This window comes from Vulgatibacter sp. (assembly GCF_041687135.1).
Lineage (GTDB): Bacteria > Myxococcota > Myxococcia > Myxococcales > Vulgatibacteraceae > JAWLCN01.
This window is the reverse complement of sequence record NZ_JAWLCN010000009.1, coordinates 158002-178059: the sequence shown is the minus strand read 5'-3', so window position 1 is coordinate 178059 and position 20058 is coordinate 158002. Positions and strand designations below refer to the sequence as shown.

15 protein-coding genes are annotated in these 20058 nt (G+C 71.1%); 8 read left to right on the top strand and 7 right to left on the bottom strand.

The window, feature by feature from the left end:
• The first annotated feature begins 224 nt into the window (after window positions 1–224).
• Complete coding sequence (glgP, locus tag ACESMR_RS18835) at window positions 225–1844, top strand: alpha-glucan family phosphorylase (protein ID WP_373048657.1); 1620 nt, start codon at window positions 225–227, stop codon at window positions 1842–1844.
• A gap of 139 nt (window positions 1845–1983) precedes the next feature.
• Window positions 1984–2784, top strand: coding sequence for a glycosyltransferase family 2 protein (locus ACESMR_RS18830; RefSeq protein ID WP_373048656.1), 801 nt, complete (start codon window positions 1984–1986; stop codon window positions 2782–2784).
• Between the two features lie 69 nt (window positions 2785–2853).
• On the opposite strand, the gene ACESMR_RS18825 is transcribed toward ACESMR_RS18830, so the two are convergent.
• Window positions 2854–3669 (bottom strand): hypothetical protein, encoded by an 816-nt coding sequence (locus ACESMR_RS18825; RefSeq protein ID WP_373048655.1) that lies wholly within the window; start codon window positions 3667–3669, stop codon window positions 2854–2856.
• Between the two features lie 349 nt (window positions 3670–4018).
• Window positions 4019–5659 carry an L-glutamate gamma-semialdehyde dehydrogenase gene (pruA, locus tag ACESMR_RS18820; protein ID WP_373048654.1) on the bottom strand — a complete coding sequence of 547 codons (1641 nt, stop codon included), beginning with the start codon at window positions 5657–5659 and terminating at the stop codon, window positions 4019–4021.
• Between the two features lie 235 nt (window positions 5660–5894).
• Between pruA and ACESMR_RS18815 the strand changes: the two genes are divergently transcribed.
• Window positions 5895–7346, top strand: coding sequence for a hypothetical protein (locus tag ACESMR_RS18815; protein WP_373048653.1), 1452 nt, complete (start codon window positions 5895–5897; stop codon window positions 7344–7346).
• Between the two features lie 51 nt (window positions 7347–7397).
• Here the strand turns inward: ACESMR_RS18815 and ACESMR_RS18810 are convergent, their stop codons facing one another.
• Window positions 7398–8903 (bottom strand): carboxypeptidase M32, encoded by a 1506-nt coding sequence (locus ACESMR_RS18810; protein ID WP_373048652.1) that lies wholly within the window; start codon window positions 8901–8903, stop codon window positions 7398–7400.
• A gap of 154 nt (window positions 8904–9057) precedes the next feature.
• Here ACESMR_RS18810 and ACESMR_RS18805 point away from each other — a divergent pair, with 154 nt between their 5' ends.
• Window positions 9058–11526 carry a hypothetical protein gene (locus ACESMR_RS18805; RefSeq protein ID WP_373048651.1) on the top strand — a complete coding sequence of 823 codons (2469 nt, stop codon included), beginning with the start codon at window positions 9058–9060 and terminating at the stop codon, window positions 11524–11526.
• A 77-nt stretch (window positions 11527–11603) separates the two neighbouring features.
• Here the strand turns inward: ACESMR_RS18805 and ACESMR_RS18800 are convergent, their stop codons facing one another.
• Window positions 11604–12578 carry an FKBP-type peptidyl-prolyl cis-trans isomerase gene (locus tag ACESMR_RS18800; RefSeq protein WP_373048650.1) on the bottom strand — a complete coding sequence of 325 codons (975 nt, stop codon included), beginning with the start codon at window positions 12576–12578 and terminating at the stop codon, window positions 11604–11606.
• A gap of 121 nt (window positions 12579–12699) precedes the next feature.
• Between ACESMR_RS18800 and ACESMR_RS18795 the strand changes: the two genes are divergently transcribed.
• A complete protein-coding gene (locus tag ACESMR_RS18795; RefSeq protein WP_373048649.1) occupies window positions 12700–13527 on the top strand; it encodes a flagellar motor protein MotB in 828 nt (275 codons plus the stop codon).
• Between the two features lie 51 nt (window positions 13528–13578).
• Here ACESMR_RS18795 and ACESMR_RS18790 read toward each other — a convergent pair whose 3' ends face one another.
• A complete protein-coding gene (locus ACESMR_RS18790) occupies window positions 13579–14199 on the bottom strand; it encodes a hypothetical protein (RefSeq protein ID WP_373048648.1) in 621 nt (206 codons plus the stop codon).
• A 20-nt stretch (window positions 14200–14219) separates the two neighbouring features.
• Window positions 14220–15407 (bottom strand): sigma-54 interaction domain-containing protein, encoded by a 1188-nt coding sequence (locus ACESMR_RS18785; RefSeq protein WP_373048647.1) that lies wholly within the window; start codon window positions 15405–15407, stop codon window positions 14220–14222.
• A 187-nt stretch (window positions 15408–15594) separates the two neighbouring features.
• Here ACESMR_RS18785 and ACESMR_RS18780 point away from each other — a divergent pair, with 187 nt between their 5' ends.
• Genes ACESMR_RS18780 through mobB form a run of 3 tightly spaced genes read left to right on the top strand, consistent with a single transcriptional unit; the run spans window position 15595 to window position 19027 of the window.
• Entirely contained in the window at window positions 15595–16581 is a 987-nt protein-coding gene (locus ACESMR_RS18780) for a diaminopimelate dehydrogenase (protein ID WP_373048646.1), read from the top strand.
• Between the two features lie 41 nt (window positions 16582–16622).
• Window positions 16623–17393: a subclass B1 metallo-beta-lactamase gene (gene bla, locus ACESMR_RS18775; RefSeq protein WP_373048645.1), complete on the top strand. Its 771-nt coding sequence runs from the start codon at window positions 16623–16625 to the stop codon at window positions 17391–17393.
• Entirely contained in the window at window positions 17390–19027 is a 1638-nt protein-coding gene (mobB, locus tag ACESMR_RS18770) for a molybdopterin-guanine dinucleotide biosynthesis protein B (protein WP_373048644.1), read from the top strand. The genes bla and mobB overlap by 4 nt, the downstream gene beginning before the upstream one ends.
• A gap of 28 nt (window positions 19028–19055) precedes the next feature.
• Here the strand turns inward: mobB and ACESMR_RS18765 are convergent, their stop codons facing one another.
• Entirely contained in the window at window positions 19056–19709 is a 654-nt protein-coding gene (locus tag ACESMR_RS18765; RefSeq protein ID WP_373048643.1) for a transposase, read from the bottom strand.
• Window positions 19710–20058: the final 349 nt, after the last annotated feature.

Below are 20058 nucleotides of genomic sequence, written 5' to 3'. Positions count from 1 at the left end.
AACGGAGCACACATCCACCTACCGACCAGGCAGCCCCCGGGAAGGCGGGGGCGGCCCTCGGTGGTTCCGCCGCAGAATCCGCCGGACCCGAAGCCGCGGCCAGGCAGGTACGGCGGGTGCCGCATGCTCGCCCGCTTCTTCCGTACCGCCCCGGTTTGGGTTCAAATGAACGTCGATTGGTCGACAGTGGGGTCGGGAGCTCCGCCCCCCAGGAGAAGCAAGAGATGTCCCAGCCTCGCGTCGCCTATTTCTGCATGGAGTACGGGCTCCACGAGGAGCTGCCGATCTATGCCGGTGGCCTCGGAATCCTCGCCGGCGACCACGTGAAGAGCGCGGGCGACCTCAAGGTCCCCCTCGTCGCCATCGGCCTCTACTGGCGCGAGGGCTACACCCGCCAGCGGATCGGCCAGGACGGTTACCCCTACGACGAGTTCCCGGCGCAGCACCACGACTTCCTCGAGGACGCGGGCATCCGCTTCACCGTGCCGATCCAGGGCAACCAGGTGGAGTGCCACGCCCTCAAGTGCACCCGCTACGGCAACGCGCCGCTCTACCTGATCGAGCCGGTGGAGGAGCGCTTCCGCTGGATCACGCGGCGCCTCTACGGCGGCCGCCACCACGACCGCATCGCCCAGGAGATGCTTCTCGGCGTGGGCGGCGTGCGGATGCTCCGGGCCATGGGCCACGAGGTGGACGTCTACCACTTCAACGAGGGCCACGCGGTCTTCGCCGGCCTCGAGCTGGTGCGCGAGGCGATGGCGGCGGGCAAGTCCTTCGAAGACGCCTGGAACGACACCCGCGACCAGATCGTCTTCACCACCCACACCCCCGTGCCCGCAGGCAACGAGTCGCACGATCACGGCGTGCTCCGGGAGATGGGCGCCTACCTCGACTTCAGCTACGAGCAGCTCACCCGGATCGGCGGCGATCCCTTCAACATGACCGTCGCCGGCCTGCGCCTCGCCCGCCACGCCAACGCGGTGGCCCAGCTCCACGGCGAGACCTCCCGCGAGATGTGGAAGCAGGTCTCGGGCGCCGCTCCCATCGGCGCGATCACCAACGGCGTGCACCGTCCCACCTGGCAGGACGCGCGCGTCGCCGCTGCCTACGAGGCGAAGGACGAGAGCGCCCTCTGGAACGCGCACCAGGAGGCCAAGCGCGAGATGGTGGCGGAGGTCCGCGCCCGTTCGGGCATCGAGCTCGACGCGGGCCGCCTGATCATCGGCTTCGCCCGCAGGGCCGCTGCCTACAAGCGCTCCGACCTCATCCTCCGCGACCCCTCGCGGATCGAGCCGATGCTCGAGCGCCGCGAGGTGCAGCTCATCTACTCGGGCAAGGCCCACCCCCACGACGAGATCGGCAAGCGGATCGTCGCCAACCTGGTGCGCCTCGCCCGCCAGTACCCGCACTCGGTGGTCTTCCTCGAGAACTACGACATGGCCATCGGCCGCAGCCTCACCCGCGGCTGCGACGTGTGGCTGAACAACCCGATCCGGCCGCTGGAGGCCTCGGGCACCTCGGGGATGAAGGCTGCCATGAACGGCGTGCTCAATTTCTCGGTCCTGGACGGCTGGTGGCCGGAGGGCTGCGAGCACGGCGTGAACGGCTGGCAGATCGGCGACGCGTACGAGGGCACCGACCGCGACGAGCACGACCTCAACTCGCTGATGGACGTGCTCAGCCACCAGGTCCTGCCCACCTACTACGGCAACCGCAAGAAGTGGGTGGAGATGATGTTCGCCTCGATCGAGATGAGCGCGTGGCGCTTCTCCACCGACCGCATGGTCACCGAGTACTTCGACAAGCTCTACGGCCTGCACAAGCGCCTGCGCGCGGTGGTCTGACCGCCAAACCATCCGGTCCCTTTCCCGGGGGATCGGCGAAGGGCCCGGCGATTCGTCGCCGGGCCCTTCGTGTTCCTGGCGAGGGGAGCGCGCTGCCGCTCGACCCGCCGGGCCGCTTCGTGTTTACCTGCGCGGCGCCATGCGCATCGGCGGCTTCGTCATCCACGGGAACAACGCGGACACCCTCCCCCGCTGCCTCGACTCGCTCGCTTCCGTCTGCGACGAGGTGGTGGCCGTCGACTCGTGCTCAACCGACGGATCGGCGCAGATCGCACGGGCAGCGGGCGCCCGCCACGTGGTGGTGCCGTGGCAGGGCTACGGCTTCGCCCGCGCTGCAGCCGCAGCGCAGCTCGCCGCCTGCGACTTCATCTTCTTCCTCGACTCGGACGAGTGGCTGGCCGAAGGCGCGGTCGAGGACTTCGCGCGCTTTCGGACGTCGCGCCCCACCCTGCCCCACTACCGGCTCGAGCGCCGCGATTGGGCGGAGCTGCCGGGGCATCGCTTCGTCTACCGAAGCGAGCGTCACGTACGGCTGGTGCGGCGCGAGGCGGCGACCTGGACCCCGCAGATGGTGGTGCACGAGGCGTTGCCCAGGCGGGAGTCGAGCTCGATGGGCGCGGTGATCGAGCACCGCTTCGCCACTTCGGTGGAGGAGCTGGTCTCGAAGCAGGACCGCTACGCGCTCCTCTGGGCGATCCGCGCCAACGCCGAGGGGAAGCGACCCAAGTCGACGCTCCTCCAGCGCCCTGCCCACCTGGTCCGCGACTGCGTGATCAAGGGCGGCCTGTTCCGGGGCGGCGTGGATGCGCTGCGCCTGGGCTGGGGGGTCTCCCGCTACCACGTCCGCAAGCACGAGCTGCTGCGGGAGGTGGAGCGGGGCGAGCACGCGGAGGCGGTTCGCGCCTTCGCCGACGGGCGCTTCGCCGACCTCTTCCGGTAGGAACGGGTCCACCCCCCATCGCCGGGAGGGTGGACCGCTTCCCTTCAGGTCACCAACTGCGCGAAAGGATCAGGTCTCGGTGCCGTTGGGGCTGTACGACTTGTCGCACTCGAGCTGGCAGTCGTAGTTGAAGGTGCAGCCGGGCAGCTGGTCGAGGCTCAGACCGTCCGGGCACTCGCAGGTCGGCTTGTAGGTGCTGTCGCCGGCGGTGTAGTAGCCCGAGTCGTAGCAGCCGCAATCGATGACGAGGTCGCCGTAGTAGCCGCCATTGCCGTCGCTCTCGTAGCCCGGGTAGCCGTAGGGCGTCACGTCCTCGCAGACATCGAACTCGAAGGTCTTCTCCGCGTTCTTGGTCAGGCAGACGATCTTGTTCTTGTTCTTGCCCTTCTCGAGCCACTCCACGCTCTTGTTGGCGAGGTACGGGTCCTGCTTGGCGACGTCCTTCGAGTCGTAGCAGACCAGGTTGTTCTTGTTGTATGCGTCGTTGATCGGCTCGCTCCTGCAGTACGAGTCGGTGTGGATGGTGTACCAGAACTCCCACTTCGCCGCGGGGACGTTGGCCGAGGGGCAGAGGTCGTCGAACTTGATCTTCTTGCCCCACGAGTCGACGAGCCCGCCGTCCTTATCGAATTTGTAGCAGTCCTCTTCGAGCTTGCTCAGGCACGCGTACTTGCCATCCGCGTACTCCTTCCGCTTGCCGCCGATCTTGACGAAGTTGCCCGTGAAATTCGGGCCGTCCGCCACGATCGCGAACTCGGCGCTCGCCACGTCCTCGGGTCCGGACCCCGAGTCGCCCTCACCACCGCCGCAGCCTGCGAAAGCAAGCGAACCCGCCACCAGGCTCGCCACGAAGAAACCAGAGACACCGAAATACTTGCTTGCCATCTCTTTCCTCCCCCCTCTGCGGAAATCACCAGAGGCAAGAGAAAGCTGTAGCTCGCAAGACGAGCGGGCAAGCGCCGACCAGTGGTACGAAAGGACTCACCACGAGGGCAAACCCCAACGAATCTGCCTGTCTCCACTTTTTCGCCGACAGGGAAGCCGGCTACCGAGTGATGAACGTCCCTTCCCACACCCATGGGAGAGCGATCGTGCACAGGCGATCCGGAAGACCCTCCGTGCCCCTCCCCGGGAGAGGAAGCGATCCGAACGGAGGCCCGAAACGGACGAAGGCCCCGCCTCTCGCGAAGGGAGAGGGCGGGGCCTTCGAGCGCTCGAGCCTTGCTGCTCGAGGCTACTCCGCGTCCTGGAAGGAATAGCCGAGGGCGGTCGGCGGCGCGAAGTTCTCCTTGATGGTCCGGGGCGAGGTCCAGCGGATCAGGTTGAGGATCGAGCCGGCCTTGTCGTTGGTGCCGGAAGCGCGGCTGCCGCCGAAGGGCTGCTGGCCGACCACGGCGCCGGTGGGCTTGTCGTTGATGTAGAAGTTGCCCGCGGCGTGCCGGAGCTCCCGCATCGCCGTGCCGATCGCCTGGCGGTCGCGGCCGAAGATCGCGCCGGTGAGGGCGTAGGGCGCCGACCGGTCGCAGACCCGCAGGGTCTCCTCGTAGCGGTCGTCCGCGTAGGTGGTCACGGTGACGATGGGCCCGAAGATCTCCTCGCACATGAGGCGGTTCGCCGGGTTGGTTGTGTGCACCAGCGTGGGCTGCACGAAGTAGCCGACCGACTTGTCCGCCTCGCCGCCGGCGACGATGGTGGAGTCGCCGCTGCTCCTCGCGTGCTGCAGGTAACCCACGCACTTGTCGAACGAGCCCTCGTGGATCACCGCGCCCATGAAGTTGCGGAAATCCGAGACATCGCCCATGCGGATCTCGCCGATGAGGCCGACGAGGCGATCCTTGAGCTTCGGCCAGAGGGAGTCGGGCACGAAGACGCGGGAGGCTGCGGAGCACTTCTGCCCCTGGAACTCGTAGCCGCCGCGGGCGATGGCCACCGCGAGGGCATCGAGGTCGTCGGCAGCGGAGGCGTGGGCGAAGATGAAGTCCTTGCCGCCGGTCTCGCCCACCAGCCGCGGATACTGGCGATAGCGGGCGATGTTCTCGCCCACCGTGCGCCACATCGACTGGAAGACGTGGGTGGAGCCGGTGAAGTGGACGCCGCCGAGCTCGGGGTGGGCGAAGATCTGCGCGGTGATCTGCGCGGGATCGCCCTGCACCATGTTGATCACGCCGTCGGGCAGGCCCGCCTCGCGGAGGAGCTGCATCGCGTACCAATTGGAGAACATCGAGTGGTTGGAGGGCTTCCAGACCACCGTGTTGCCCATCAGCGCCGGCGCCGCCGGCAGGTTCGCGGCGATGGAGGTGAAGTTGAAGGGCGAGGCGGCGAAGACGAAGCCGTCCAGCGGCCGGTAGTCGAGCTGGTTCCAGTTCTGCGGCGCGCTGACCGGGGGCTGCTGGGCGATCAGGTCCTGGGCGTAGGCCACGTTGAACCGGAAGAAGTCGACGAGCTCGCACGCAGCGTCGATCTCCGCCTGGTGGGCGGTCTTCGACTGGTTGAGCATCGTGGAGGCGTTGAGGATCTGCCGGTACCTGGTGGAGAGGAGCTCCGCCGCCCGGAGGAAGATCGCCGCGCGGTCCGCGAAGGACATCGCCGCCCAGGCGGGCTTCGCAGCGAGGGCCGCGTCGATCGCAGCCTGCACGTGGGAGGCGTCGCCCTCGTGGTAGGTGGCGAGGACGTGCCGGTGGTCGTGGGGGACGCGGCTCTCGCCGGTCTTTCCGGTCCGCACTTCCCTGCCGCCGATGAAGAGCGGGATGTCGATCTGCTCGGAGGCCATCTTCGCGAGCATCGACTTCAGCGCCGCTCGCTCTGCGGTGCCCGGGGCGTACGAGAGCACCGGCTCGTTGATGGGGGTCGGAACGCGAACGGTCGCGTGGATCACGGATGCCTCCTAGAATGGTGGTTCGCGGGGCTTATACCCCGACCGGTGCCGGGCGGAAACCGCCCCGTGGTGCAGGCGGAACCCTGATCGCCATGTCATGGCCGGCGGGCGGACCGGCACGAGGCGCGGGCCGCTGCACGCGGCCAACCGCTGGGAAATACGGAGATTCCCTGCCCGGCATGCCCCTTGCTCGCTGCGGGCCGAGTCCCGGCGCCCATGCCGGGAGGAGGCAACCATGCAGCACCTCAAGCCCGCCCGCGCGCTCCTGCCGCTCGCTCTGGCCCTCGGCGCCTGCGGTGAAGAGGCCCCGAGCCCGCTCGACGCCCGCACCGCGGCGCTCACCGCAGACGCCAACTTCCGGCGGGTCGCGGTGGAGCTGGCGGACTCCGCAGCCTTCCTCGCCGAATCCCGCACCTTCGGCGGCCTGGCAGGCTGCGACGAGGCCCCCGCGCTGGACGTACCCACCGAGCCCTGCGAGCCCCTCGACCCCGAGGCGACCGCAGCGGCCCTCGCCGACTTCCTCTCCACCCGGATCTTCACCCAGGCCAACGTCGAGGCGGAGAGTGGCACCAGCGTCACCTTCCGTCTCCGCCCCGAGGTGGTCTGCGACGCAGGCGACGCTGCCTGCGCCGACCTCCTGACCGAGCTGCCGGTGCGCCTGCAGGTCACCTCCGACGAACCCGGCGATCTCGACGTCGCCGTCCTCGTCGGCGAGCCGGCGGTCCACCCCCTCGACATCGGCCTCCACCAGGACGAGCTCGAGGTGCAGGCCGACCTCGCGGCGATCCGCGCCCTCCTGCTCCAGCTCGGCGCCCCGGCGGAGGAGCTCCCGGCGGTGATGGAGGGGCGCGTCGCCCTCGGGATCGCCCGCCATGCAGCCGGCGATTTCACCGCGAGCCTCTCCGTCCTCGAGCGGGTGGCGGTGCACAGCGCCCTCGGCGGCCCCTGGCAGTTCGAGCTGGCTGCGGCGCTGCCCGCTGCCGCCGCACGGATCGACGCGGCCTCCCGGCAGATCTCGGTGCGACTCGGCCTCGCGGCGCTCTCGCTCCGCGGCCCCCTCGAATTCTTCTTCGGCGAGGAGGAGGCGGCGTGCGATCTGCCCGACTGCTCCACCTTCGCCGTGGCGCCGCCGGAAGGAACCGTCGGCCTGCACCTCGCCGGCCTCACCGGCGAGACCGTATTCGAGAGCCTCGGCGGCGACGTAGACGTGCTCCGCTTCCGCTCCATCGGCCTCGGGAACGACACCTCGGTCCTCGACATGGACGGCGCGCCGATCCTCACCGTGGACCTCAACCCGCTGGCGGGCAGGGCCTTCGATCTGGTGGCGACCGCAGACGATCACGGGACCGAGCTGCAATTCGCCCCCTCCTTCGACCTCGGCCTGGGCTTCTACTTCGCCAACGCCGCCGATCAGATCGAGGTGCCCGACTGGGCGCTGGAGGAGATGCTTCACATCCGCGTCGACGGCGCTGCGGCGCCGCGGATCCGCCTCATCGAAGAGGCTTCTGCCGCCGAGGGCACGCAGCGCGTACTCGCCCAGGTGCTCGACGGCGCCCTCACCCTCGCATCCGATTCGCTCGCCACGGTGCAGGTCGAGGCGGGGATGTGCCTGCTCAGCCTGCCGGTGGACGAGACCATGCCCGAGCATCCCTTCACCGGGCTCGAGGCAGGCAGCTGCGTGCAGTAGATCGATCGAGAAGCGGGCGCCGGCAGGAAGTGCCGGCGCCCGTCTTCTTTTTCAGAGCGCGACGCCGTAGAGCGCGCCGTACTTCGCTTCGAGGTAGCGCAGGAACGGCGCCGCCGAGAGCTTCTCGCCGGTGGCCCTGGCGACGATCTCCTCCGCATCCCAGCGATGCCCGACGCCGTGGACCTTCTCCGCGAGCCAGTCACGCACCGCGTGCAGGCGCCCCGCCTCGATCACCTGCGCGACCCCGCCAAGATCACGCTCGAGCCGCTCGTGGAGAATCGCCGCGTAGAGGTTGCCGAGGGTGTAGGTCGGGAAGTAGCCGAACTCCGCCCAGGCCCAGTGGATGTCCTGGAGCACGCCCTCACGATCGCCCTTCGGCTCGATGCCGACGTCCTTGCGCATCCGCTCGTTCCAGGCGGCGGGCAGGTCCGCAACCGTCAGGTCGCCGCGGAGCAGCGCCAGCTCGAGCTGGAAGCGGAGCAGGATGTGGAGGTTGTAGGTGACCTCGTCGGCCTCGACGCGGATGGGCGAGCGCTCCACCCGGTTCACCGCAGCGTAGATCGCCTCGGGGGAGACGCCCTCCAGCTGCGCCGGGAAGAGCCGCCGCAGCGCCGGCAGCTGCCTGCGCCAGAAGGGCAGGGAGCGGCCGATCATGTTCTCCCAGAGCCGCGACTGCGACTCGTGCAGGCCCATCGAGGCGGCGCTGCCCACCGGCGTGCGCACGTGCGCCCGGGGGAGGTTCTGCTCGTAGAGGCCGTGGCCGCCCTCGTGGATCGTGGAGAAGAAGGCCTGGAAGGGATTCTCCTCGGTGAGCCGGGTGGTGAGGCGCACGTCGTCGACGTGGATCCCGTCGGTGAAGGGATGGGTGCTGCGGTCCTGCCTGCCCCGGGTGAGATCGAAGCCCATCTCCTCGAGCAGCCCGATGGTGAAATCCCACTGCGCGTCGACGGGGAAGCGCTGGCTGGCGTAGTTCCAGCGCGCGGGCTGCGGCGCAGCGGTGATCGTCTCGACGATCGGCACCAGGGCCTTCTCCAGCTCGGCGAAGAGGGGCTCGAGGCGGCTCACCCGCATCCCCGGCTCGTGACCCTCGAGCAGGGCGTCGTAGCGCTCGCCCGCATGCCCGATCGCGTCGGCCTGCGCGCGGCGCAGCTCCACCAGCCGCTCGAGGTGGGGCTGGAAGATCGAGAAGCGCTCCTCCGCGCGGGCCGCCCGCCAGGCCTCCACCGCCCGGGACTGCGCCTGTGCCAGCTCGCGCACCAGCGCAGGCGGCACCTTCACCGCCCGGTCGCGCTCGCGCCCGAGGTTGCGCACCATCGCCGCGCGATCCTCGTCGAGGCCGCCGTCCGCGGCGGCGGCGACGAGCAGCTCGCCGAGCCTGGGATCCACCACCCGCTCGTGGATCAGCGCCTGCATCGCGGCGAGCTGCGCCGCGCGTCCGTCGGCGCTCCGCTGCGGCATGAAGGTCTCCTGATCCCAGGTGAGGAGACCGACCACGCCGCCGAAATCGCGCAATTCGCCCATCCGGCGCAACAGCTCGTCCCAGGCCACCTGCTCCATGAAAGCTCCTTCACTCGGGTTGCTGCCCGAAGGGCCGTCGAAGCCCGCTGGGCATGAGGACCTCACCCGATAGCACGCCGGCGCCAGCAAGGCATGGAAGCTGACCGGGTTCGGGGTAGACTCCCGCCCATCGTTCGACACCAAGGAGCCCCGCATGAACCGCCACGCGTTCCTGCCCGCGCTGCTGCTCCTCGCCGGAGGCTGCAGCGAAGCAGGCGAGGATGCGCCCGCCCGCACGCCGCACCAGCTGGTGTGCCCGGGCCCCGTCGTCGTCGACGCCTTCGTCCTGGAGGAGGGCAGCGCCGTCCTCACCTGCGACGTGGAGTGGGGCACCGCGGAACGGCCGCTGGCCCTGATCGGGGTCGAGGCGGAGGGTCCCTTCAGCGCGACGCTGATCGGCGCCGGCGAGGGAGGCGGTCCCCTGGTCGAGGTGAAATACCGGCCGATCGAGGGCGGCACCCACCAGGGCCTGCTCCGCGTTCACTACGGCAGCGCCGGCAGGGTCTTCGTGGCGGAGAGCGCCCTCGAGGGAAAGGCACAGGACCTGCCCGCGTTCTGGGACGACGAGCCGCTCCCCGGCCTCTGCCGCGCGGAGGGCGAGGCGCCGCTCCTCGACCAGGCCCTCGCGCTCACCGGGCTCAACCGCGACACGTTCACATGGAACGTCGACCTGAAGGCGATCGAGATCCTGGACGATCCCTTCCGCCTCTCCTGGTTCGACGAGCTCCGCGCCTCGCCTGCACGGGCGGGCTGCTTCGAGGGCCAGGTGGCAGGCGGCATCGACCACGCCGTGCGGCAGCAGCACAAGGTCGCCGGCGCGATCCGCCAGGCGGCGGCGCTCCTCGATCGGATCCCCGACTACGGCGAGCCGCTCCGCCGCGGCAGCTTCGACGAGGCCCTCGCCGCGCTCTGCGCGCAGACGAGCTGCGAGGAGGCGACCGGCGAGCTGCCGGCGGACCTGCGCTACGCGCTGGCGCCGATCCTCTTCGCCATCACCGAAGGGCTCGAGGCCCGGGCGCAGATGGACGCGGAGCTCACCGACACCGCCCCCGCGTTCTGGCACCTGAGCGGCGGCAACCACAACCTCGGCTCCCGCCCCGTTCCCGACGCGCTCGACGAGGAATCCCGCGCCTATCTCCTCGGCGAGAACGGCCGCAAGGCGCTCTACCGGGCGGCGGCGAAGATCGCCTTCGCGGTGGAGAACGCGCCCTGGTTCCGCTTCGAGGGGCGCGAAGGGATCCGCTTCGATCTGCGCACCGGCGCCGGCTGGATCCGCGTGCGGGATGCGGCAGGCGAGACCTACGCCGACGACGGCGAGGCGCAGCTCCTCTTCCTCGATCTCGGCGGAGACGACGTCCACCTCGATCCGATCGCCGCCAACCGCAGCGCCGAGAACGCGGTGAGCCTCGCCATCGATCTCGCCGGCGACGATCGCTACGGCTACGAGCCGGTGGCCAACCCCAACGACCGCGAGGGGCTCCTCCCCAGCGACGAGGGCGGCAGGTCCCGGGCAGGCGCCTCGGCTTCCCATGTCTCGCGGCAGGGCGGCGCCCGCAACGGCATCGCGATGCTCTTCGATCTCGGCCTCGGCTCCGATCGCTACGAATCGCTGCGGGCGAGCCAGGGCTACGCGCACCTGGGCGTGGGCGTGCTCTACGACGGCGGCGGCAACGACGTCTACCTGGGCGAGGCGCTGGTGCAGGGCGCCGCGCAATTCGGCATCGGTCTCGCCATCGACGACGGCAGCGGCGCCGATGAATACACGGCCTTCAGCCTCGCGCAGGGCTTCGGCTACGTCGGGGGTGCCGGCTTCCTCTTCGACGGCGGCGGCCCCGACCGCTACCGCTGCGACAACGGCGATCCCGCCCACGGCGGCATCCCCGGCGTCTACCCGTCGCCGCAGCTCCCCGAGACCGGCAACACCTCGATGTGCCAGGGCGCCGGCTTCGGCCTGCGGCAGGACGCGCGGGAGCTCTTCCTCTCGGGGGGCCTCGGCGTGCTCCGGGACCGGGACGGCGACGACGTCTACGAGGCCTCGGTCTTCGCCCAGGGCACCGGCTATTGGCAGGGCACCGGGCTCCTCTCGGACGGCGCCGGCGCCGACACCTACGACGCCTTCTGGTACGTGCAGGGCGGCGCCGCCCACTTCGCCGTGGGGATCCTCGCGGACGGCGGCCCGCTGGGCGACGTCTTCTCCGGCAGGCTCCCGACCCGCAACATGAGCCACGGCGCAGGCCACGACTTCAGCACCGGCGTGCTCATCAACGATCAGGGCGACGACGTCTACCACTTCGGCACGCTCGCCGGCGGCGCCTCCAACTGCAACGGCATGGGGCTCTTCGTCGACAACGCCGGCGACGACACCTACGTGGCGAGCAGCGACTACGGCTCGGGCATGGGCAACGTCAGCGGCGAGTGCATCGACACCAGGCCGGAGCCGGTGAGCATCGGCGTGATGATCGACGCCGGCGGCAGCGACACCTACGACTACCCGGCGAGCAGCTTCCCGATCCCGAGCGACGGGGGCACCTGGGGCCACGCGCGCAACGATCTGTCCTCGGAGCACGGGGCCGGCCTCGATGCGGAAGGCGAGAGCGGCGTGCATCCCGAAACGCTGCTCTGATCGAAGGGCGCCGACGCAAAAAGGCCCGCGCTGCTCGAAGCGGCGCGGGCCTTTTTCGTCCTGCGTTGCGCTGCCGATTACTTCGGCGCGGGCGCCTTGGGCTTGGTGGTGCCCGCGGGAGGCGGCGCCGAGGGCTGCGGGCGCGGGCTCGGGGTGCTCGGCGCCACGATGTCGAGGAGCTCGACGTCGAAGACGAGCATGCCCTGCGGCGCGCCGGGGCGGCCCTTGTAGGCGAGCTCCTCGGGGATCCAGATCCGGGCCTTCTCGCCCTTCACCATCTCCTGCAGCGCCTGGGTCCAGCCGGGGATCACCGCGCCGAGGGGGAAGGTGGCGGGGCGGCCGCGGACCACCGAGCTGTCGAACATCTTCCCGTCGGTGGTCCAGCCCGTGTAGTGGACCTCGACCTTGTCGGTGGCCTTGGGCTTCTGGGTGCCGGTGCCCTTCTGCAGCGTCTTGATCGCCACGCCGGAGGGGAGCTTGCGCGCGTCCCTGGGCGGCGCCTTCACGTCCTCGGGTGCGGGGATCGGCTTGGGCGCTTCCTTGATCGCGACGAGTTCCACGTCGAAGACCAGCGTGCCCTGCGGACCGGGGCGGCCCTTGTAGGCGAGCTCCTCGGGGATCCAGAAGCGGCGCTTCTCGCCCACGGTCATCAGCTGCAGGCCCTCGGTCCAGCCGGGGATGACGCGGTTGAGCGGGAAGTTCGCGGGCTGGCCGCGGGTGACCGAGCTGTCGAACATCTTCCCGTCGGTGGTCCAGCCCGTGTAGTGCACGGTGACCACGTCCTCGGGGCCGGGCTTCTTGTCGCCGGTGCCGGGCTGCAGGACCTTCGACGCGAGACCGGACTCGGTCTTCTGCGCGTCGGCGGGCGCCGCGGCGACGTCGGGCGGCGCCGGCAGCTCCTTCGGCTGCTGCGCCTCCGCGCCTGCGGTGGGGGTCGCCTTCTCCGGCTGCTGCTGCTCTGCAGCAGGAGCGGTCTCGGCGGGCTTGTTTTCGTTGCAGGCGGTGACGAAGAGTGCCAGCGCCACTGCGGTCAGGATGCGGATCTGGTTCATGGCCGGCGACGAGAGCACAACCGGATCGGAGCGTCAAAAGATCCGTCTGTTGGACAATTTTTATTTTACGTCCTAGCTTTCGTCGTCGGGCGGAAGCGGGGGGCCGCCAGGAGGACGAACGATGACGAAGACGTGGATGCTGCTTCCCCTCGTACTCGCCGCGGGCTGCGTGTCGCAGGGCAAGTACGACGAGCTGCAGAAGAACTTCGACGAGCAGGCGGCGACGCTGCAGGAGCGCGAGGCGCGGATCGTCTCCCTCGAGGAGGCCCTCGCTGCCGAGGAGCGCAAGAGCGCCGAGCAGGCGAAGACCATCGAGCAGCTCCAGGGGCAGCTCGCGTCGCTGCAGCGCGATCAGGCCAACCTGCTCAAGGATCGCGCGAGCCTCGCCGCCTCGGTGGAGGAGATGCAGGACGCCCTCGCCGAGGCCAACCGTCGCAAGGCCGAGGCGGACGCGCGCATCGCCGAGTACCGCAACCTCCTCGCCCGCTTCCAGCCGCTCATCGACGCCGGCAAGCTCCGGGTGAAGATCGTCGACGGCCGCATGGTGGTGGAGCTGCCCACCGACGTGCTCTTCGCCTCGGGCTCCGCGCGCCTCGCGCAGGAGGGCCAGCAGGCGGTGGCGGAGGTGAGCCGCGTGCTCGCCGAGATCCCCGACCGGCAGTTCATGGTCGAGGGGCACACGGACGACGTGCCGATCAAGACCGCGCAGTACCCGTCGAACTGGGAGCTCGCTGCGGCGCGCGCGATCACCGTGGCCAAGACGATGATCGACGCGGGCATGCAGCCCGAGCGCCTCAGCGCTGCGAGCTTCGGCGAGTTCAAGCCGGCGCAGTCGAACGAGTCGAAGGAAGGCCGCACCGCGAACCGGCGGATCGAGATCGTGGTGGTGCCGGATCTCTCCAGCCTCCCCGGCTTCGAGGAGCTGCAGCGGGCAGCGGGCGAGAGCTGATCGTGGGTCCGGGCAGGGCGTGAAGGCTGCGCCCTGCCCTGCTTTGGCGCCTCAGGTGATCGCGCGGATCTGCACCAGATCGGCAGGGGGATCGAGGAGCGCCTCGCGCACCAGCCCCTGCCAGCGCTCCACGAAGGCGCGGTGCTCCTCGGGGCTGGCCTCGCCGGCGAGGAGCCGGGGCAGGAGGAGCGGCGAGGGGCCGGCGCCCTGCAATTTCTCCGGGTGGTAGGTGGCGAGGATCGCGCCGCGCCCGTCGAGGCGGCGCAGCTCGAAGCCGTTGGCGACGAAGCGATCCGGCGCGAAGCGGAGCAGGCCGCGCCTGCGGTGCGCGCCCCAGAGGCCGCCGAAACCCGCCTCGCCCTCCGCGCCGGCGATGGCGCCGATCACCATCGCCATCGGACCGAAGGCCAGCTCCTCCGGCGCCCCCAGGGCGACCACCTCCACCGCGCCGCGCACGGGAAGGCCGCCCTCGAAGAGCGCCGGGAGCGCACGGGCGGCGATGGCCCACGCGCCTGCGACTGCGAGGCAGGAGTGGCCGGCGAGGCGCACGCAATCCTCGTAGCGGTATTCGAAGACGGCGCCGGGCTGCACCACGCCGAGGAGCTCCGCGAGCGGGTCGCTCATCCGCAGCGGCGCCACGCTGTCGAAGAAGGGCAAGGCAAACGAGGTCATCGTCGGCTCCGGGAAAGCGGTCAGTCCTGCCGCCCGGTTCGGTTGCAAGCGCCGCGCCCACCCTTGAGCCAGCGCCACAGCGTGTTGCGCCCCACGCCGAGGAGGCGGGCGGCGGCGGCGCGGTTCCCGTCGCAAGCATCGACGGCTGCGCGGACGTGGGCGCGGACCACGTCGTCGAGGGGCGCGGTCGGCTCGAAGGCGTCGAGGTGGTGCTGCGACCGCTGCTGCTGCTGCTGCTGCTGCTGCTGCGGGACGAGCACGGGCTGGGGCAAGGCGATCGTCTGCACCGGCGGCGGGGCGGGACGGTCCTCGGGGCGGCCTGCGCCGATCCACAGGGGATCGATGGCAGCCTCGCGCTGCGGCGGCGGGGGTGGCGCGTGGGCGGCGCCCGCTGCGACCTCGGGGGGCAGATCCCCCGGCATCACCAGCGCGCCCTCGGCGAGGACGGCGCCGTGGCGGACGGCGTTGCGCAGCTCGCGGACATTGCCGGGCCAGGGCCAGGCGGCGAGCGCGACCTCCGCCTCGGCGGAGAAGCGCAGCCCCTCGCGCTCGGTGGCGAGGAAGGCCCGGGCCATGGGGAGCACGTCCTCGCGGCGGGCGCGGAGCGGCGGCAGCTCGAGGGAGAAGACCTTGAGGCGGTAGTAGAGATCCTCGCGGAATTGCTTTTTCGCCACCAGCTCGGGGAGGTTGCAGTTGGTGGCGGCGATGATCCGCACGTCGACGAGGACCGACTCGTTCTCGCCGACCCTTCGCACCTCGCCCTCCTGCAGGGCGCGGAGCAGCTTGGCCTGCAGGCCAGCGGGGAGCTCGCCGATCTCGTCGAGGAAGAGCGTGCCGCCGTGGGCCTCCTCGAAGAGGCCGCGGCGGGCGCCGGCTGCGCCGGAGAAGGCGCCGCGGGCGTGGCCGAAGAGCTCGCTCTCGAGGAGATCGGGCGGGAGCGCGGCGCAGTTGATGGCAACGAAGCGTTTCGTGGCGCGGGCGCTGGCGTCGTGGATGGCGCGGGCGACCACCTCCTTGCCGGTGCCGCTCTCGCCGGCGAGGAGGACGCCTGCGTCGGTGGGGGCGATCCGGGCCACCCGCCGCAGCACCTGCTGCATGCTGGGGCTCTCGGCGACGATCCGGATGGCGTTGCGGCCGAAGGTGAGATCCTGCGAGAGGCCGCAGACCGTGCAGAGGCCGTCGTCCATCGTCGGGAGTGCTTCGGGCATGGCGTTCCTCCTCGCGCAGCTTCGCGCACCGGGGGAGTAACCCCGCTCCGTGCTGGAACAAGTCCCCAGTTCCATTCGGGAGCGCTCGGGGCTCCACCCTCCGGGCGGGCGAGCAGGGGGCGGGCCGCGCCGGGAGGCGGCGCTCGTGATAGGGAGAGCCCCGGAACCCCGAGAAGAAGGTGTGTGGATGAGCGAAGCGATCAGGATCGGAATCGTCGGCTACGGGAACCTCGGACGCGGCGTCGAGCAGGCCCTCGCGCAGAACCCCGACATGCGGCTGGAGGGGATCTTCACCCGCCGTGCGCCCGCGTCGATCGCCCCGCTGCAGGCAGGCACGAAGGTCCACCGGATGGAGGCGCTCGACGGCCTGCGCGACGCCATCGACGTCCTCGTCCTCTGCGGCGGCTCCCGCGACGACCTGCCGGTGCAGGCGCCGGCGCTGGCTTCCCGCTTCTGCGTCGTCGACAGCTTCGACACCCACGCGCGGATCCCCGAGCATTTCGCCGCCGTCGACGCCGCCGCCCGCGGGGGCGGGACGACCGCGGTGATCGCAGTGGGCTGGGATCCGGGCCTCTTCTCCCTCGGCCGCCTCTACGGCGAGGCCTTCCTCCCCGCAGGCGCCACCCACACCTTCTGGGGCCCGGGCCTGAGCCAGGGCCACTCGGACGCGATCCGGCGCGTGCCGGGGGTGAAGATGGGCGTGCAGTACACCCTGCCCGCAGAGGCGGCGATGGAGCGGGTGCGCGCCGGCGAGCGGCCGTCGTTCGTCACCCGGGAGATGCACACCCGCGCCTGTTACGTCGTCCTCGAGGAGGGCGCGGATCCCAGCGAGGTGGAGCGCGCGATCCAGACGATGCCCCACTACTTCGCCGACTACGACACCACGGTGGCCTTCATCGACGAGGAGGAGTTCCGCCGGTCGCACGGGAAGATGCCGCACGGCGGCTTCGTGATCCGCACCGGGGAGACGGGGCAGCAGAGCAAGCAGCTCTTCGAGCTCCGCCTCGCCCTCGACAGCAACCCGGAGTTCACGGCGAGCGTGCTCGTGGCCTACGCCCGCGCCTGCCACCGGCTGCGCCAGCGCGGCGAGGTGGGCGCGAAGACGGTCTTCGACATCGCGCCGGGGCTGCTCTCGCCGCGGGAGCCTGCCGAGCTGCGGCGGGAGATGCTCTGAAGAACTTCGCAGGAGCCAGAACGATGGGACGGAACGATCGAATGAAGTGTGTTGGGCTCATCGCCTTCGCGCTGCTGCTCGCCGCCTGCGCCGGCAGCAACGCGGCGCGGGTGGCGCCTGCCGTCGAGCACGTCGACCTCGGCGACGACCTCGAGCTGCGCGAGCTCGCGGACGGTCTGTGGCTCCACGTGTCGTCGAAGGAGATGCCCGGCTACGGCAAGGTGCCGTCGAATGGCCTGGTGGTGCTCGGGCCCGACGGCGCGCTCCTCGTCGACACGCCGTGGACGCCTTCGCAGACGCAGGCGCTGGTCGCGTGGATCGAGCAGGTGCAGCGGAGCCGGCTGGTGGACGTGGTCGTCACCCACGCGCACGAGGACCGGACGGGCGGCGTCGCGGCGCTCGCCGACGAGGTGCGCATCCACGCTCTCGCGGAGACCGCGGCGCTCTCCGCCGGGCTCGGCAGGCCGTTCACGCCGGTGGAGCTGCCGCCTACTGCGTCGCTCGATCTGGCGGGCGGGAAGATCGAGACCTTCTTCCCCGGCGCAGGCCACGCCCCCGACAACATCGTGGTGTGGCTGCCCGAGCGGCAGCTGCTCTTCGGCGGCTGCTTCGTGAAGGCGGGCGCCGCCGGCAACCTTGGCAACGTGGCGGACGCGGATCTGGCCAGCTGGGGCGGCGCGGTGGAGCGGGTGCGGGAGCGTTACCCGGATGCCGACGTGGTGGTGCCGGGGCACGGTCCCCTGGGCGGCCCTGAGCTGCTGGTCCACACCGGCGCGCTGATCGAGGCTGCCGGCGGGGAGCAGGCGCGTTGATCCGCTACGACGAGGCCCTGGCGCGGATCCGCACGGGCATCGCACCGCTGGAGGCGGTGGAGCTGCCGCCGCTCCGCGCCCTCGGCTGCCATCTCGCCGCGCCGCTGGTGGCGCCCGTGGCGCTGCCGCCCTGCGACGACAGCGCGATGGACGGCTTCGCGATCCGGGCCGCGTCGTGTGTTGGGGCGTCCCGGGAGGCGCCAGCCCTGCTGCCGATCGGCGACGGGGCGGAGCCGATCGCCACCGGGGATCCGCTGCCTGCGTGGGCGGACGCGGTGGCGCCGATCGAGTGGGTGCGGATCGAGGGGGAGCGGATCGCCGTGCTCCGGGCGGTGGAGCCCGGGGCGAACGTCCGGCGCCGCGGGGAGGACGTGGAGCCTGGGGACGTGGTGGCGCCTGCAGGGGCGCGGGTGGATGCGGGGATCGTGCTCGCCGCTGCATCGCTGGGGCTCGCGCGGATTCGCGTGGTGCGGCGGGTGCGGGTGGCGGTGCTGCCGGTCGGGCACCACCTGGCGGCGGGGCGCCCCGACGCCACGGGGCCTGCGGTGGTGGCGGCGGTGCGGGCGTGGGGGGCGCTGGCGCGGCTGCTGCCGCCGGCGACCGGCGATGTTTGCGCCGTGGCGGAGCGGATCGAGTCCGCGCTGCGCTCGGCCGATCTGCTGATCACCGCGGGGGCCGCGTCGGTGGGCGAGAGCGACGTGGTGCCTGCAACGGTGGAGCGCATGGGCGCGGAGCTGCTCTTCCACGGCGTGTCGATCAAGCCGGGCAAGCCCATCGGCGTGGCGCGGCACGAGGGGCGCACGCTGCTGCTCGTGCCCGGCAGCCCCACCGCGGCGCTCGCTGGGCTGGAGGGGATCGGACGGCAGGTGCACGCGTGCCTCGCGGGGGATCCCGTCGGCGTGGCGCCGGTGGCGACACGGCTCGGCGCGCCGCTCGACCGCCGCAAGGGCAAGACCGGCCTGCTCCGCGGCAAGGTGCACGCTGCTGGCGGTGGCCTGGTCTTCACCGCAGCGAAGAAGCAGGGCCCCGCGCAGATCGCGGCGGTGGCGGGCACCAACGCCCTCGCGGTGATCCCGCCGGATGTCGAAGCGATCGATGCGGGCAACGACCTGCCCGTCCTTCTCCTCGATCGCCCCGAGGTCAGGGCGGAGGCGGCACGCGTCGTCGCCGTGTGCGGCTACTCCGGCGCGGGAAAGACCTGGGTGGTGGAGCAGCTCGTCGCCCGCCTCACCGCACGCGGCCTGCGCGTGGCCACCGTGAAACACGACGGCTGCGGAGGAGCCACCGAGGAGTCGGACTCCGACACGGCCAAGCACCGCGCCGCCGGCGCCTTCGCCACCACCCTCGTCGACGACGCCGGGACGGTGGTGCGCAGCGGCCCCCTGCCCCTCGCGCGGATCGCCGCCGATCACCTGGCACGCGGCGCCGATCTCGTGATCGCCGAGGGCTTCAAGACCGACCGTGCCGTGCCGAAGATCGAGGTCGCCGCCCGGGGGCGAGAGCGCGTGCACGCGGCCCCGCTGCTCGCGTACGCGACGGACGGAGAGCCGGAGATGAGTGCGCCCAGCTTCGCGCCCGACGCGGCGGGAATGGACGCCCTCGCGCAGCTGATCCTCGAGCGCACCGGCTTCTAGCGGCGCGTCCACCACCGCCGCGCCGCGATCAAAACGGGACGTCGAGGGCAGCGCGTGGCGCCGGCGCTCTCGTCCACCCCACCCGCAGCAGCCAGGTCCGCGGCGCCTCGAGACCCGGGCGATCCTGCCCGGGCCCGGCAGCGAAGGGATCGGCTGCCGGCAGCGTGATCCAGAGGCCCATGCGCTCCGCGTGTTTGCGCGAGTTGCCCAGCACGTAGGCGATCGCGTGCCGCACTTCGCGTGGCGTCTTCAGCAGCCGCGACCAGAAGCGATCGGCAAAGACCTTCCCGGTGCGCTTCGCCAGCCGGTTGATGGCGCGGGCGAGACGAATGCAGAGTCCCTGCATGCCGCGGGAGAGCGCGCTGCCGTTCTCGGCCTCGACAATGAGGTGCAGGTGGTTCCCCTGCACCGAATAGTGGGTGACGCGAAAGTCGTCCCGCCGTGCTGCAGCCGCCTCGAAGGCCTTCTCCACCGCAGCGAACGCCTTTCGGCGCTGGAGATCCGGCAGCCCTCGCTGCAGACGAAGGCCCACGTGCACCGGCTCGCGCCCGTTCACGTGGCTGCGCGCCAGGTGCGAGACGCCGGCGCGCTCGCCCTTCGGCTTCCGCCCCGCCCCATCACGCTTGCCACCCCGGAACCTGTAGGGCAGCTCGCCCTGCTCCGGCTCGCGTTCCTTGCCCATGCGCCGCCCCCCTTCGTTTGAATTAGCATATATCCGTGCTGGGACCATTTCCACGCCCCGGAAGGGACCAAGAAGCATGGGTCCAAACCGGGTACATCTCTGACGCTTCGGACCAGGGACACGCCTGACACTCGTCTTCGCTGGCCGGGTCCCGACGGAGCTGATCGATTCACTCGTCGTGGCGGTCGGGCAGAGCTCGCCGTCCAGAAAGGCGCCGGCGGCTCTCGGGTGCGAAGCCGCGTAGCGCGCGACGCGGCACGTCGCCCGTATTTCCCGGGGCCAGCGTTGCTGTGCGCGATGGACAAGCGCCCCGGCGCAAGTTGGAGCCAGGCAAGGGGAGCCGCACCGA